Source organism: Actinomycetospora sp. (assembly GCF_036497585.1).
Classification (GTDB): Bacteria; Actinomycetota; Actinomycetes; order Mycobacteriales; family Pseudonocardiaceae; genus Actinomycetospora.
Genome location: NZ_DASXJD010000041.1, coordinates 1 through 13,745, shown reverse-complemented (window position 1 = coordinate 13,745; position 13,745 = coordinate 1). Strand labels below are relative to the sequence as shown.

Below are 13,745 nucleotides of genomic sequence, written 5' to 3'. Positions count from 1 at the left end.
TGGGTTCTGCGACGATCGCAGACGCCCGATCGGCCAGGAAGGACTGCAACCCACCCCATGTCCACCCACGAAACGACGCCCCCTGCAGAGGGCCCGCTCCGGCTGATGACGGTCCACGCGCACCCCGACGACGAGTCGAGCAAGTGTGCCGCGACCTGTGCGCGGTACGTCGCCGAGGGCGTCGACGTCATGGTCGTCACCTGCACCGGCGGTGAGGCGGGCAGCATCCTCAACCCGGCCATGGACCGGCCCGAGGTGCTCGCCGACATGATGGGCGTGCGCCGGGCCGAGATGGCGCGCGCCGCCGAGATCCTGGGCGTGGCGCACCGCTGGCTCGGGTTCGTCGACTCCGGGCTGCCGGAGGGCGACCCCGCGCCGCCGCTGCCCGAGGGCTGCTTCGCGCTCCAGCCGCTCGAGGTGCCCACCGAGGCGCTGGTGCGGGTGATGCGCGAGTTCCGCCCCCACGTCGTCGTCACCTACGACGAGAACGGCGGCTACCCTCACCCGGACCACATCCGCTGCCACGAGGTGTCGATGGCCGCGTGGGAGGCGTGCGGGGACCCGGACCGCTTCCCCGAGGCGGGCGAGCCCTGGCAGCCGCTCAAGCTCTACTACTCGCACGGCTTCTCCAAGGCCCGCACCGTCGCGTTCCACGAGGCGCTCCTCGCGGCGGGCATGGAGTCGCCGTGGGCGGAGTGGCTCGAGCGGTGGGACGCCGCCGAACGGCCCGACCCCGGCACCCGCGTGACCACCCGGGTGCGGTGCGCGGAGTACTTCCCGGTACGCGACCAGGCGCTGATCGCCCACGCCACCCAGATCGACCCGAACGGCCGGTGGTTCTCGATGCCGATGGAGATGCAGCAGCAGATCTGGCCCACCGAGGACTACGAGCTGGCACGCTCCCTGGTGGGCGACCCGGCGCAGACCGAGTCCGTCGAGGACGGCGACCTGTTCGCCGGGGTGAGGGAGCGGGTGCTGACGTCGTGATCCCTGCACTCCTCGCCGCGCCGGCGGGCACGCTCGCCGTCGTCGTCACGCAGACCCAGCCGCCCGCGCCGGGGGCGAACCGCGGCGACGAGTTCGGCTCGTCGTCCCCGATCGCGCTCGTCGTCATCCTGCTGCTGGGCATCGCGACGGCGTTCCTCATCCGCTCGATGAACAAGCGGCTCCGCAACGTCCCGGCCTCCTTCGACCCGCCGGAGGAACCCGCGCCGCCGGACGGCCCCGACGGGCCCGACGCCCCCGAGCCGCCTCCCGAGGGGTCCACGACGACGGGTGCCGCCGGCGAGAACGGCGCGTCGCGGGGCCGCCCGACGCCGGAGCGCTGACCCCCGGCGTCGTCCGGGCCGCGCTCCGGGCGACCCGCCGGTGACCCCGTGCGACCATCGCCGCATGGCCAACCGGCTCGCGGGCTCGACCAGTCCCTACCTGCGACAGCACGCGGACAACCCGATCGACTGGCGCCCCTGGGAGACCGCGGCCTTCGACGAGGCCCGGGAGCGCGACGTCCCCGTGCTGCTCTCGGTCGGCTACTCGGCCTGCCACTGGTGCCACGTCATGGCCCACGAGTCGTTCTCCGACCCGCAGATCGCGGCCTTCGTCAACGCGCACTTCGTGGCGATCAAGGTCGACCGGGAGGAGCGCCCGGACATCGACGCGGTGTACATGGAGGCCACCCAGGCGATGACCGGCCAGGGCGGCTGGCCGATGACGTGCTTCCTCACCCCGGAGGGCCGCCCCTTCCACTGCGGGACCTACTACCCGGCGGCGCCGCAGGCGGGGATGCCGTCGTTCCCGCAACTGCTCACGGCGGTCGCGAAGGCGTGGGAGACCGACGGCGACAACGTCCGGGAGGCGGCGGGCCGGATCGCCGACCGGCTGGCCGGGGTCGCGCGCTTGCTGCCCGCGGCGGCGGTCGACGAGGCGACGCTGGCCGGAGCGGTCGACGTGCTGGAGGGCGAGTTCGACCGGGTGGCGGCCGGGTTCGGCGGAGCGCCGAAGTTCCCGCCGTCCGCGGTGCTGGAGTTCCTGCTGCGCCACCACGAACGCACCGGCAGCGAGCCGGCCTGGCGGATGGCGACCGCGACCCACGAGCGGATGGCCCGCGGCGGCCTGTTCGACCAGCTCGCGGGCGGGTTCGCGCGCTACTCGGTGGACGCCGGCTGGGTGGTGCCGCACTTCGAGAAGATGCTCTACGACAACGCCCTGCTGCTCCGCAGCTACGTCCACGAGGCCCGGCTGGCGGCGGAGCGGCCCGACGGGTCCGGGCTCGCGCGCCACGCCGCCGAGCTGACCGCCGGCTTCCTGGTGCGCGACCTGCGCACCCCCGAGGGCGGCTTCGCCTCGGCCCTCGACGCCGACGCCGCGGGCGAGGAGGGCTCGACCTACGTGTGGTCGCCCACCGAGCTCGCCGAGGTGCTCGGGGAGTCCGAGGGCGCCTGGGCGGCCGAGCTGCTGGTGGTCACCGAGGCGGGCACGTTCGAGCACGGCCGCTCGACGCTGCAGATGCCGGTCGATCCCGACGACGCCGGGCGCTGGCAGGCCGCGCGCAAGGCGCTGCTCACCGCCCGGGCCGCGCGGCCGCAGCCGGCCCGCGACGACAAGGTCGTGGCCGCGTGGAACGGCCTCGCGATCACCGCGCTCGTCGAGGGCGCCGCGGCGCTCGGCCGGCCGGACTGGCTGGCCGCGGCGCGCCGGGCCGCGACCCTGCTGCTGCGCACCCACGTGGTGGACGGACGGTTGCGCCGCACCTCGCGCGACGGGGTCGTCGGCGAGGCGCCCGGCGTCCTCGAGGACCACGCAGCGCTCGCCGAGGGCCTGCTCGCCCTGCACCAGGCGACCGCGGAGCCCCGCTGGCTCGACGAGGCCTGCGCCCTGCTCGACGTGGTCCTCGCCCGGTTCGCCGAGCACGACGACGCCGGCGCCCCCACCGGGCTGTTCTGGGACACCGCCGACGACGCCGAGGCGTTGGTCAGCCGCCCCCGGGAGATCACCGACGGCGCGACGCCGTGCGGCTCGTCGATCCTGACCTCGGCGCTGATCGCGGCGTCGGTGCTCGCCGGGCCGGAGCGGGCCGGGGGCTACCGCGGGGTCGCCGAGGCGGCGCTGACCACGGCGGGGACGCTGCTCGCCCGGCACGCCCGCTTCGCCGGGGGCTGGGCCACGGCGGCCGAGGCCGCGCTGCGCGGGCCGCTGCAGGTCGCCGTCGTCGGGAACGACGAGACGGCGCGCGAGCCGCTGCTCAGCGCGGCGCGGCGGGCCGCTCCCGGCGGGACGGTCGTGGTGGCGGGGCAACCGGAGGCCCCCGGGGTGCCGTTGCTGGCCGACCGTCCCCTGGTCGACGGCGCCGCCGCGGCCTACCTGTGCCGCGGGTACGTCTGCGACCGCCCCCGGACCTCGCCCGCCGAGCTCGCGGACGCCCTGCGCGCCGTCTGAGCGCTCCCCGGGTCGGAGCGAGCGGGCCGGTCGCGCGCGTAGAAGCAGCGAGAGTGCCGTTCGCTCGGAGGGGCCGGGCCTCCCTCCTGCCCGTCCTCCCTCGGCGAACGCCGTCGACTCCTGCACCGGTGTAATGCTGTAATTGCTGCAGGCGCGAGACGCGAGGAGTGACCATGATGGTGGGACGAGGACACCGGGGACGCCCCGGCGGCGGCGGACGGGTCGGCCGGGGCGGGCGCCCCGCGAGCGAGCTGCCCCCGACCGACGACCTCACGGCCTGGCTGGCCGGGCGGTTGCCCGACGGCTGGTTCACGGGGGCGCCCGAGGTGACGGTGGACCGCGAGGAGATCCTGGTGGTCGGCGAGCTGCCGGCGCCGGAGACGCCCGCCGACGCCGACCAGGCGGCGCGCGCCGCGAGCGCGGCCGGCCGGATCAGCCGGTTCCGGGAGGAGACCCGCGAGGACCGGATGGAGATCGCCCGGCAGGCCGAGCACCGCTACGGGCGCAAGGTCGCCTGGGGTGCCCGGATCGGCGGCGAGGGCGACGAGGACGGCGTCGAGGAGTTGTTCACGACGCTCTCGGTGCCGGTGATGACGCGGCTGCGCCAGCCCGAGCGGCGGGTGCTCGACACGCTGGTCGACGCGGGCGTGGCGCGCTCCCGCTCGGAGGCGCTGGCGTGGGCGGTGGCGCTGGTCGGGGAGCACACCGAGCCGTGGCTCGCCGAGCTGCGGGAGGCGATGAGCACCGTCGATGAGCTCCGCGCGCGGGGCCCGCGGCTCGACGGCGAGGACGGGCCCGGCGACGACGGCCCGACCGACGCCCCCGGTCAGGCGTAGAGGACCAGCCAGATCGCCACGTGGTGGCAGATGGCCGCCACCACCGTGGCCGCGTGGAAGAACTCGTGGTAGCCGAAGGTCGTCGGCCAGCCGACGGGCCGTCGGAAGGCGTAGCAGAGCGCGCCGAGGGTGTAGAACGCCCCGCCCACGAGCAGCAGGACCAGCGCCGCCACACCCCCGCGGTGGAGCAGGTCGGGGATGACGAACACCGCGACCCAGCCCAGGGCCAGGTAGAACGGCACCCCGACCCACCGCGGGGCGTGCGGACGCAGGAGCTTCAGCGTCGCGCCGCCGATCGCGCCGATCCACACCACGAGCAGCACGACGAGGCCGGTCGGTTCGGGCAGGGCGAGCACGGCGAACGGCGTGTACGTCCCCGCGATGAAGATGAAGATCATCGCGTGGTCGAGCCGCTTCATCGTGGTGCGCGATCGCGCCGAGGTCCACGACCGGCGGTGGTAGAGCGCGCTGGTGCCGAACAGGCCGAGCACCGTCGCCGAGTACACCGCGCAGGCCGCGGCCGCCGCCCCCGAGACCGTCGACCCGGCGAGGGCGATGAGCGTGGCCCCCGCGGCGATGCCGACCGCGAACGACCAGAGGTGCAGCCATCCGCGCAGGCGCGGCTTGGCCGGCGGCGCGAGCGGCGACGGCGAGTCGGTGAGGCTCACGACGGCCAGGGTAGGCGAGCCGGGCCGGCCGTCGGAGAACACCGCGCTACCGCAGGATGACCGGCGGACGACCCCGCGCGGCGGTCTCCGGCCCGGCCCCCCGCCTGCACCCGCCCGGGTGGGGACGACGGATCGATCCGTGACCTCGGCGGCGTAACCTGGCCGCCCGTGAGCGTTCGGGGCAACATCCGCGAGGTCGCCGAGTCGCTCTACGAGCGACGGCTGCGGCGCCGGGTCGTGGCCAGCCACCCGCCACGGCACGTCGGGGTCATCCTCGACGGCAACCGCCGCTGGGCACGCGAGGTGGGGCTCACCGACCCCAGTGACGGGCACCGCGTCGGCGCCCGCAAGATCGTCGACCTGCTCGACTGGGCCGACGAGGCGGGCGTGGAGGTGGTGACGCTCTTCCTGCTCTCCACCGACAACCTGGGGCGCCCGAGCGACGAGCTCGAGCAGCTGCTCGAGATCATCGCCACCGCGGTCGAGGGGCTCGCGGCCCCGGACCGGCGCTGGCGGGTACGGGTGGTCGGCAACCCCGACCTCGTCCCCTCGCCCACGGCCGAACGGCTGGCCGCCGCCGCGGCGGGCACGGAGGGCCGCACCGGGATGCAGGTCAACGCCGCGGTCGGCTACGGCGGGCGCGAGGAGATCGCGGATGCGGTCCGCAAGCTGCTCCTGCGCCACGCGGAGGCGGGGACCTCGATCGAGGAGCTCGCGGAGGTCCTCGACGTCGACCACATCGCCGAGCACCTCTACACCTCGGGCCAGCCCGACCCCGACCTGGTCATCCGCACCTCGGGGGAGCAACGGCTCTCGGGATTCCTCATGTGGCAGTCGGTGTACTCGGAGTTCTATTTCACCGAGGCGTTCTGGCCGCAGTTCCGTCGCATCGACTTCCTGCGGGCGCTGCGCGACTACTCGGACCGGCACCGCCGCTACGGCGGCTGATTCCGGCGGGAATTCCCGGCCACGCACGACAGCGCGCACCGGCGCACCTGTGCCATCCCCCGATGGGCACGGACGCGCCGGTGCGCGTGGTCGTCTCGGTGGTGCTGCCTCTTACAGGACGTCGATGCCCACGTGGTTGAGGATGTTGTTGTCGTCCAGGATGTGGCAGGCGTTGACCGGCACGGCCGTCTGGGCGCCACCCAGGACGTCGAGGAGGCCGCCGCCGTTGGCAGCGCCCATCTGCGTGACGTCGTTGTCGCACGACGACGAGGAGCGGTGGTTGTCCGAGCCGTGGTGGCCCCGGTGACCGTGACCGTGACCGTGGTCCTGGTCGCCCTGGTCGCCGCTCCAGTGGTTCCCGCCGTTGTCGGAGGACTCGTGCGGCATGTTCCCGGCGAACGCGGCCGGCGTCAGCGCCACCATCCCGGCACCCGCCGCCAGGACAACCATTCCCGCCTTCTTCAGCAGCATTCGGAGAAATTCCCCTCAGTCGAGTTCGGTTCCCGATCCGGTGCCCGGGGGACCGCTTTCGTGTGTTCCGGCCTCACGGACGGTGTGGCCGATGACGTGAAACCTAACGAGGCCACCGGGCCGAGGGCAGCGTCCATTCCCTGATCGAGTGGCGGCCAATTCGTAGGGCTACTTGAGTGCCCGGTTCGGGTGGGGCCGGGGCCGGCGGGCCCCGTGTGCCGGACCCACCGGGACCATTCAGCAGCGATCCGTCACCGACCTCGACACCCGGGCGTCGTATCCAGCGACGCCGTGTCCGCGCCGAGGCCCGAGCAGCCCCCACGCGGGTACTGTCCGGGCGCGGTGGACGAGAACGGCCCCGAGGGGCTCGCGCGGGCCTACGTGACCCTCGGACTGCGCCTCGGACGCGTCGTCCCGGGCCTCGTCGACGCCCACGTCGGCGACCCCCGGATCGCGCACCGGGTCGACGACGAGCCGGTGCCCGACCCGGCCGCCCTGCGCCGCGACGCCGTCGCCCTGCGCCGCCGCCTCGCCCACGAACCGCTGCCCGACCCCGCGCGCACCGGGTACCTCGACGCCCAGCTCGCTGCCTGCGAGGTCGTCGCCGCCGGGGCCGCCGGGGACGAGGTCGACGTCCGGACGGAGATTCGGGACTGTCTCGGTGTCGAGGTCGGCCCCGGCGACCCCGACGTCTACCGCGCGGCCCTCGGGCGGCTCGCCGACGTCCTCGACACCACGGTCGCCGGGCTGCCCGACGCGCTGGCCGCGTTCCGGGCGCGCGACCGGGCCGCCGCCGAGCACCTGCGACCCGGGATGGCGGCGATGACGACGGCGCTGCGCGAGCGCACGCGTACGGCCATCGGCCTGCCCGCGGACGAGGGGGTCGAGCTGGAGATCGTCACCGGGGTGCCGTGGGCGGGCTTCGCGCGCCGCGCCGGGCCCGGCCGGTCGGTCGTGCAGGTCTCCCGCGAGGCGGGGCACCGGCGGGCCCACCTGCCCCTGCTCGCCGCGCACGAGGCCTACCCCGGGCACCACACCGAGATGGCGAGGACCGAGCGCGAGTACGCCGGCCCGGCGGCCCCGGAGCGCACCCTCTTCCTCGCGCGGACCCCGCAGAGCCTCGTGGCCGAGGGCGCGGCGGAGTGCGGCCTGGCCGCCCTCGTCGGGACCGGCTGGGGCGCGTGGGCCGCGGGGCACCTGGCCGCCGCCGGCGTCCCGACGACGGCGGGTGAGGGCGCGCTCGGCGAGGCGGTCGAGGACGCCATGCTGCCGTTGGGGGCGGTGCGGCAGGACGCCGCGCTGCTGCTGCACGGCGGCGCGCCCGACGGCGAGGAGCGGGCCCGGGCCCACCTGCGGCGCTGGCTGCTGATCGACGACGAGCGGGCCGGGCGGATGCTCGGGTTCCTGGGGCACCCGCGCTGGCGGATCCACACCACGACCTACGTCGAGGGGACGGCGCTCGTGCGCCGGTGGCTGGCCGCCCGTCCGGAGGGTGAACCCGTCGGGCCGCGCTTCGCGCGGCTGCTCGACGAACCGTGGACGCCCGACCGTCTCCGGCACGCAGCGTCGATGTCGGCGGCGGCTTCCGACACGCAGAGCGACACGCTTTCCGGACGCGCCGAAGGGTCCCCGGGGCTCGTCGGGGACCGGTCGGCGTCACGGAACGTATGAGCCACGTCACCAAGTCGTCACGTTCGGCGCGCGACAGCGACCGGCCATCGGCTGTACCGTCCGCCTCGACGGCGCCGTAGCGGATGCGGACCGTCCGGGGAGGCCGGAGAGCGTGACGGGTCGGTTCGGATCGCGGTGCCGCGGCACCGCCGGGATGCGAAGGCCGGACCCCGTGCCGGCCTCGCCGTCCCCGGCGGCCCTCGGCGTCGTCGACCGGGCGGGCTCGGCGGGAGGGCCGGCACCCGGTCCACCCGCTCGGCGCCGGAGAGGCAGGTCCCCCGGCGGGGGACTGCGCCACCGGTTCCGCATCGCGACCTGATCCCGACCGACTCGTCCGTCGAGGAACCGTGGTCGTGGGTGCCGCGACCGCCGAGGGAGTAGCCGTGAGCGCAGAGCACGTCGAGCGTCCCCCGTCGGTGTCCGGCAGCGTCGTCACCTCCCCCGCGGTAGCCGCGGACGGCGAGCGCACCCCCGCGAACGTCCCGTCGCGGGCCGGGATCACCTACGTACTCGACACCTCGGTCCTGCTGTCCGACCCGTGGGCCCCGACCCGGTTCGCCGAGCACGACGTCGTCGTCCCCCTCGTCGTCATCACCGAGCTGGAGGGCAAGCGCCACCACCCGGAGCTGGGCTGGTTCGCCCGGGAGGCCCTGCGGCTGCTCGACGACCTCCGCATCGCGCACGGCCGTCTGGACGAGCCGATCGCGATCACGCCGGAGGGCGGGACGCTGCACGTCGAGCTCAACCACACCGACCCCACGGTGCTGCCGGCCGGGTTCCGGACCGCGGAGAACGACTCCCGCATCCTCGCCTGCGCGGCGAACCTGGCCCGGGACGGGCTGGACGTCACCCTCGTCACCAAGGACATGCCGCTGCGGGTCAAGGCCGCTGCGGTCGGGCTCCCCGCCGACGAGTACCACGCCCAGGACGTCGTGCTCTCCGGCTGGACCGGCATGGCCGAGGTCGCGGCCGACCCGGGCGAGATCTCCGAGCTGTTCGCCGAGGGCGTCACCGACGGCGAGGCCGCGCGGGAGCTGCCGTGCCACACCGGGCTGCGCCTGCTCGGCGGCGGCTCGTCGGCCCTCGGGCGCGTGACCCCTGACAAGCAGGTGCGCCTGGTGCGCGGCGACCGCGACGTCTTCGGGCTGCACGGCCGCTCCGCCGAGCAGCGCATCGCGATCGACCTGCTCACCGACCCCGACATCGGGATCGTCTCCCTCGGCGGGCGCGCGGGGACCGGGAAGTCGGCGGTCGCGCTGTGCGCCGGGCTCGAGGCGGTCCTCGAGCGCCAGCAGCACCGCAAGATCGTGGTGTTCCGCCCGGTGTACGCCGTCGGCGGGCAGGAGCTGGGCTACCTGCCCGGCGGCGAGAACGAGAAGATGGCGCCCTGGGCGCAGGCGGTGTTCGACACGCTCGGCGCGCTGGTCTCGACCAACGTCGTCGAGGAGGTCATCGAGCGGGGGATGCTCGAGGTGCTCCCGCTGACCCACATCCGGGGCCGCTCGCTGCACGACGCGTTCGTCATCGTCGACGAGGCGCAGTCGCTGGAGCGCAATGTGCTGCTCACGGTGCTCTCCCGGCTGGGGACGAACTCCCGCGTGGTGCTCACCCACGACGTCGCCCAGCGCGACAACCTGCGGGTGGGCCGCCACGACGGGGTCGCCGCGGTGATCGAGAAGCTCAAGGGCCACCCGCTGTTCGCCCACGTCACGCTGACCCGCTCGGAGCGCTCGCCGATCGCCGCGCTGGTCACCGAGATGCTCGAGGGCGAGGGGCTCGGCTAGGCACTGTCTCGAGCGAGGGGCACCTTCGGTCGATCTAGTCGACCGAAGGTGCCCTTCGCTCGGTCTGGGCCCGGCGCCGGGAGCCCCGCGCGCGCTCGCCGTGGCGGGTGGCTGTCGACGGTGCGGTCGTCGGGAGCGGGGCGGCCGTCCCGACGAGGTCGGGCGGGAACTCGTGCCGACGGATGCGGTCGACGCCGGGCGGGACGAACTCGTCGTCCGGGATGACCCTCGTGAGCGTCTGCTCGTCGACCAGGTCCTCCGCTCGGCTCCTCGGGGCCGGCACGGTGCGGGGTTCGTCGCCGAAGGCGGCGCGGATCTCGTCAGGGGTGCTGAGCGGCGCGGGTTGGCGGCGTCGGGCCAGGCGGATCCAGATCGCGTCCTCGGTGACGTTGACGACCACGCCGTCCGGGGCGCCCAGGGCGAACAGCCCGTTCCAGTGTGCCGCGCGTTCGAGCGTCCGGTGGCGCAACCCGCTGCTGCGACCGAGCGGGACCTTCGGTGGACCGGCGTAGGACCTCTCGCCCTGCGCCGTCGGCGCGCGCGATGACCCACTGCTGACACGGCCTCGACGAGGTCGTTGCGCTCGGCCGATCGACAGCCGCCCGGTTCGCGGGATCGGCGTCGCCGAGGCTTCCCACGCTCGATCACAGGAGTGACACATGGCTACGTTGTCGGCCTGGAAGTTCCCCACCCCGCTGGGAGCCGAGGACGCCCTCAAGATCCTCGAACGGCTGCAGCAGGAGGGATTGATCAACGTCCAGGACGCGGCTGTGGTGTCGTGGCCCGACGACCGCAAGCGACCGAAGACCCGTCAGGCCAAGAAGGGCCGCGGCGCCCTCGGCGGAGGGTTCTGGGGCCTGCTGTTCGGGCTCATCTTCTTCGTGCCCGTGCTGGGTGTCGCTGTCGGCGCCGCGGTGGGAGCCGCGAGCATGCGCCACGTCGGGATCGACGACGAGTTCATCGACGAGGTGCGGGCCAAGGTCACCCCCGGGACCTCCGCGCTGTTCGCGCTGACCTCGGACGCCGTGCCGGACAAGGTGGCCGAGGCCTTCGAGGGGATCCAGCCGGAGCTGCTCCACACCAACCTCTCCGAGGACCAGGAGGCCCAGCTGCGAGAGGTCTTCGCCGACGCGGACACCAGCGCCGACAGCGACGCCGACGCCACCCCGACCCGCTGACCACCAGCCCACCAGCGGCAGGACACCGGACATGACCATCGACGAGGTCTCCTCCGCCGCGGAGTCGCCCGGATCGGCCTCGCCGCCGTCCCCCGGGCGGCGCGCGGCCGCCGCGACGGCGCTGCTCGCGGGGCTGGCCGCCCTCGCGGTGGTGGCCGGCCTGCTCCAGGCGCCGTTGTCGCTCGCGGCCGGGGTCCTGCTGGTCGTCCTCGCCGTCCTCGCCGGATGGTCGGCGCTGATCCACCGGGGCGCCTGGAGGTGGCTGGGGATCGCGATCGGAGCCGGCGCGGTGATCGCGCTCGCGGCGCTGCTCGATCCCCGGTCGCTGCTGCGGGTCGCGTTCGTCGTCGGCCTGGTGCTCGTCGCGATGGCCGCCGCCCGCTACGCCGTGGGGGACCGCGCCGTCTCGCGGCCACCCACGCGGCGTCGGGTCGGGCCGGCGAAGCACGGCGTGCTGCTGATGAACCCGCGGTCCGGAGGCGGCAAGGTCGAGCGGTTCCACCTCGAGGACGAGGCCCGCCGTCGGGGGATCACGCCGATCGTGCTGCGCCCGGGTGACGACCTGCGGGCCCTGGCCGAGAAGGCCGTGGCCGACGGTGCCGACGTCGTCGGGATGGCCGGCGGCGACGGATCGCAGGCCCTGATCGCCGACGTCGTGCGCCACCACGACGTGGCTCTCGTCTGTGTCCCGGCCGGCACCCGCAACCACTTCGCGCTCGATCTCGGTCTGGACCGCGAGGACGTCACCGCCGCACTGGACGCCTTCGGGGACGCGCTCGAGCGACGCATCGACCTGGCGACGGTCGGGGATCGGGTCTTCGTCAACAACGCCTCGCTCGGCGTCTACGCCACCGTCGTCCAGTCCGACGCCTACCGCGACGCGAAGCTCGCCACCGCCACCGGGATGCTGCCCGACCTGCTCGGACCGGAGGCGGCCGGGTTCGACCTGCGCTTCACCCTGCCGGACGGGAGCCGGCAGAGCACCGCCGATCTCGTGCTGGTCTCCAACGACGTCTATCGCCTCGAACGGCTCAGCGGCCTCGGGACCAGGGCGCGACTCGACGAGGGTGTCCTGGGCGTCGTCACCCTCACCGTCGACCGGACCCGTGACCTGCGCGCCCTGCTGGTGGCGCAGGCCGGTGGCCGCCTCAGCCGCTACCCCGGCTTCCGGCAGTGGTCGGCGAGCGAGTTCGTCATCGACTCCGGCCAGCCGTCGGTCGAGATCGCCGTCGACGGTGAAGCGCTCCGGCTCGAGCCGCCCCTGCGCTTCGCGTCCGTCCCCGCCGCCCTGCGGATCCGGACCCCGCGCTCCGCGCGCACCGCTGCCCCGGCCGCCTCCCACCCGGCCGGGCCCGCAGCGGCGGCCACCGCGCTGCTCCACATCGTCCTCGGGCGGCCGGCCGAGCTCGAGCCCGCGGCCGCTCACCCCACCGGGCATCGCGCCCGGTCCTAGAGGCGGGGGTTCACACCATGACCGAGTCCGAGGCAGCTCCGACCCCCGCTCCTCAGGATCTCCGCGACGACCTCGATGCTGCGGCTCCCGGTCAGGGCGATCATCCTCGTGGTCCTCCTGCTCGGCTCGGAGGCGACCAGTCAGATCCCCGGCGTGATGCTCGCGGCCGCCGTCGCCATGGTCACGGCCGTCGCGCTGGATGCCCGCACCCCCGTGAAGGCCGCCGAGGGCGAGGAGGGCGGGGGCGACGAGGGCCGGGGCGACGAGGGCGGGGAGGACACCGGGGCGGCGCGGCCCGCCGAGCAGACCTGACCGCGTCGGGCGCTGTCGATCGGGACGGAGCACGCCAGCGCCACGGGACCCGCGCGCCGGGGAACTTCCCGTCGTCACGGCGAGACGGCGGGCCGTAAGCTCCGTGCGCCCGCCGCGTCTGACTGGGGGGACGATCGTGTCCTCTGGTCCCGGGCGTGGGCCACGGCGTCGTCCTCGTCCCCGGGTAGGAGTCTCGTGAGCTCACCGTCGAGCAACATCCCGGTCAGCGCTCCGTCGCGACGGCGGCGGATCCTCGTGGGGGTACGGGCCGCCTCCACCGTCGTGCTGCTCGTGGCCCTCTACTATCTGCTGCCGCTTTCGACCAGACCGGGGGGCATGACCCTGGTGACGCTCGTGCTCGGACTGGTCCTGATCGCCGCCCTGATCGTCTGGCAGCTCCGTGCCATCGTGCACGCCCGCCACCCGGGCCTGCGCGCCGTGGAGACCCTGGCCGTGGTGATCCCGACCTTCCTGCTCATGTTCGCCGCCGGGTACTTCGTGGCGTCGGAGGCGCAGCCGGCCGCGTTCTCGGAGGTGCTGACGCGGACCGGCGCGCTCTACTTCACGATCACGGTGTTCGCCACCGTCGGCTTCGGCGACATCAGCCCCGTCTCGGATGGCACCCGCATCGTGGTGTGCCTCCAGATGCTGCTCGACCTGTTGCTCCTGGGAATCGTGCTCCAGGCGATCCTCGGCGCCGTCCGCCGCGGGCAGGCCCGCGCCGCATCGACGGAGGAGTGACGGCGGGGCAGCGCGGGCCGCGAGCGAGCCGGTGGCCCGCGGCGCCGCGCCCGCCGTCAGGCCGGTTCGCCGCGGCGGTTGGTCGCCAGGGCGTAGATCACCGCGATGTCGACGGCGATGACGACGATCGCCCACAGCGGGTACGCGGCGATGAACGCCAGGTTCACGATCGCGCTCAGCAGAGCCAGGGCGATCCCGACGATGCGCGCCCAGAGCCGTCCGGCCATCACCCCGAAGCCCGCGGCGAA

General features: G+C 74.6%; 15 protein-coding genes. 11 read left to right on the top strand and 4 right to left on the bottom strand.

Annotated elements, in window-relative coordinates:
- The first annotated feature begins 57 nt into the window (after positions 1 to 57).
- From mca to VGH76_RS03745, 4 genes are all read left to right on the top strand, one after another.
- Entirely contained in the window at positions 58 to 987 is a 930-nt protein-coding gene (gene mca / locus VGH76_RS03760; protein WP_331555269.1) for a mycothiol conjugate amidase Mca, read from the top strand.
- A complete protein-coding gene (locus VGH76_RS03755) occupies positions 984 to 1,328 on the top strand; it encodes a hypothetical protein (protein ID WP_331555268.1) in 345 nt (114 codons plus the stop codon). The genes mca and VGH76_RS03755 overlap by 4 nt, the downstream gene beginning before the upstream one ends.
- Positions 1,329 to 1,392: 64 nt before the next feature.
- On the top strand, positions 1,393 to 3,435 hold the full coding sequence (locus VGH76_RS03750; protein WP_331555267.1) for a thioredoxin domain-containing protein: 2,043 nt from the start codon (positions 1,393 to 1,395) through the stop codon (positions 3,433 to 3,435).
- A gap of 176 nt (positions 3,436 to 3,611) precedes the next feature.
- Entirely contained in the window at positions 3,612 to 4,271 is a 660-nt protein-coding gene (locus VGH76_RS03745) for a hypothetical protein (protein WP_331555271.1), read from the top strand.
- Here VGH76_RS03745 and trhA read toward each other — a convergent pair.
- Positions 4,262 to 4,939: a PAQR family membrane homeostasis protein TrhA gene (gene trhA / locus VGH76_RS03740; protein ID WP_331555266.1), complete on the bottom strand. Its 678-nt coding sequence runs from the start codon at positions 4,937 to 4,939 to the stop codon at positions 4,262 to 4,264. The genes VGH76_RS03745 and trhA overlap by 10 nt on opposite strands.
- A 168-nt stretch (positions 4,940 to 5,107) precedes the next feature.
- Between trhA and VGH76_RS03735 the strand changes: the two genes are divergently transcribed.
- Positions 5,108 to 5,887 (top strand): isoprenyl transferase, encoded by a 780-nt coding sequence (locus tag VGH76_RS03735; protein WP_331555265.1) that lies wholly within the window; start codon positions 5,108 to 5,110, stop codon positions 5,885 to 5,887.
- A gap of 111 nt (positions 5,888 to 5,998) precedes the next feature.
- Here VGH76_RS03735 and VGH76_RS03730 read toward each other — a convergent pair whose 3' ends face one another.
- Positions 5,999 to 6,358, bottom strand: coding sequence for a hypothetical protein (locus VGH76_RS03730; protein ID WP_331555264.1), 360 nt, complete (start codon positions 6,356 to 6,358; stop codon positions 5,999 to 6,001).
- A 342-nt stretch (positions 6,359 to 6,700) separates the two neighbouring features.
- Here VGH76_RS03730 and VGH76_RS03725 point away from each other — a divergent pair, with 342 nt between their 5' ends.
- Together VGH76_RS03725 and VGH76_RS03720 are read left to right on the top strand one after the other, a co-directional pair.
- A complete protein-coding gene (locus VGH76_RS03725) occupies positions 6,701 to 8,029 on the top strand; it encodes a DUF885 domain-containing protein (RefSeq protein WP_331555263.1) in 1,329 nt (442 codons plus the stop codon).
- 383 nt (positions 8,030 to 8,412) lie between these two features.
- The gene (locus VGH76_RS03720) at positions 8,413 to 9,813 is read left to right on the top strand and encodes a PhoH family protein (RefSeq protein WP_414637664.1); all 1,401 of its coding nucleotides are present in this window, start codon (positions 8,413 to 8,415) and stop codon (positions 9,811 to 9,813) included.
- Positions 9,814 to 9,847: 34 nt separating this feature from the next.
- Here the strand turns inward: VGH76_RS03720 and VGH76_RS03715 are convergent, their stop codons facing one another.
- A complete protein-coding gene (locus tag VGH76_RS03715; protein ID WP_331555262.1) occupies positions 9,848 to 10,282 on the bottom strand; it encodes a hypothetical protein in 435 nt (144 codons plus the stop codon).
- Between the two features lie 190 nt (positions 10,283 to 10,472).
- Between VGH76_RS03715 and VGH76_RS03710 the strand changes: the two genes are divergently transcribed.
- From VGH76_RS03710 to VGH76_RS03695, 4 genes are all read left to right on the top strand, one after another.
- Positions 10,473 to 10,991 (top strand): DUF1269 domain-containing protein, encoded by a 519-nt coding sequence (locus VGH76_RS03710; RefSeq protein WP_331555261.1) that lies wholly within the window; start codon positions 10,473 to 10,475, stop codon positions 10,989 to 10,991.
- Positions 10,992 to 11,022: 31 nt separating this feature from the next.
- The gene (locus VGH76_RS03705) at positions 11,023 to 12,444 is read left to right on the top strand and encodes a diacylglycerol/lipid kinase family protein (protein ID WP_331555260.1); all 1,422 of its coding nucleotides are present in this window, start codon (positions 11,023 to 11,025) and stop codon (positions 12,442 to 12,444) included.
- Between the two features lie 75 nt (positions 12,445 to 12,519).
- Positions 12,520 to 12,756: a hypothetical protein gene (locus tag VGH76_RS03700; RefSeq protein WP_331555259.1), complete on the top strand. Its 237-nt coding sequence runs from the start codon at positions 12,520 to 12,522 to the stop codon at positions 12,754 to 12,756.
- 195 nt (positions 12,757 to 12,951) lie between these two features.
- Complete coding sequence (locus VGH76_RS03695) at positions 12,952 to 13,497, top strand: potassium channel family protein (RefSeq protein WP_331555258.1); 546 nt, start codon at positions 12,952 to 12,954, stop codon at positions 13,495 to 13,497.
- Between the two features lie 56 nt (positions 13,498 to 13,553).
- Here the strand turns inward: VGH76_RS03695 and VGH76_RS03690 are convergent.
- Positions 13,554 to 13,745: DUF7144 family membrane protein (locus tag VGH76_RS03690; RefSeq protein WP_422653086.1), on the bottom strand; the 192-nt coding region annotated here is incomplete at its 5' end.

Excerpts from the sequence above, each read along its gene's own strand:
- VGH76_RS03750 (WP_331555267.1), top strand. The coding sequence starts at position 1,393 with ATGGCCAACCGGCTCGCGGGCTCGACCAGTCCCTACCTGCGACAGCAC.
- VGH76_RS03705 (WP_331555260.1), top strand. The coding sequence starts at position 11,023 with ATGACCATCGACGAGGTCTCCTCCGCCGCGGAGTCGCCCGGATCGGCC.
- VGH76_RS03700 (WP_331555259.1), top strand. The coding sequence starts at position 12,520 with ATGCTGCGGCTCCCGGTCAGGGCGATCATCCTCGTGGTCCTCCTGCTC.
- VGH76_RS03710 (WP_331555261.1), top strand. The coding sequence starts at position 10,473 with ATGGCTACGTTGTCGGCCTGGAAGTTCCCCACCCCGCTGGGAGCCGAG.
- mca (WP_331555269.1), top strand. The coding sequence starts at position 58 with ATGTCCACCCACGAAACGACGCCCCCTGCAGAGGGCCCGCTCCGGCTG.
- VGH76_RS03745 (WP_331555271.1), top strand. The coding sequence starts at position 3,612 with ATGGTGGGACGAGGACACCGGGGACGCCCCGGCGGCGGCGGACGGGTC.
- VGH76_RS03730 (WP_331555264.1), bottom strand. The coding sequence starts at position 6,358 with ATGCTGCTGAAGAAGGCGGGAATGGTTGTCCTGGCGGCGGGTGCCGGG.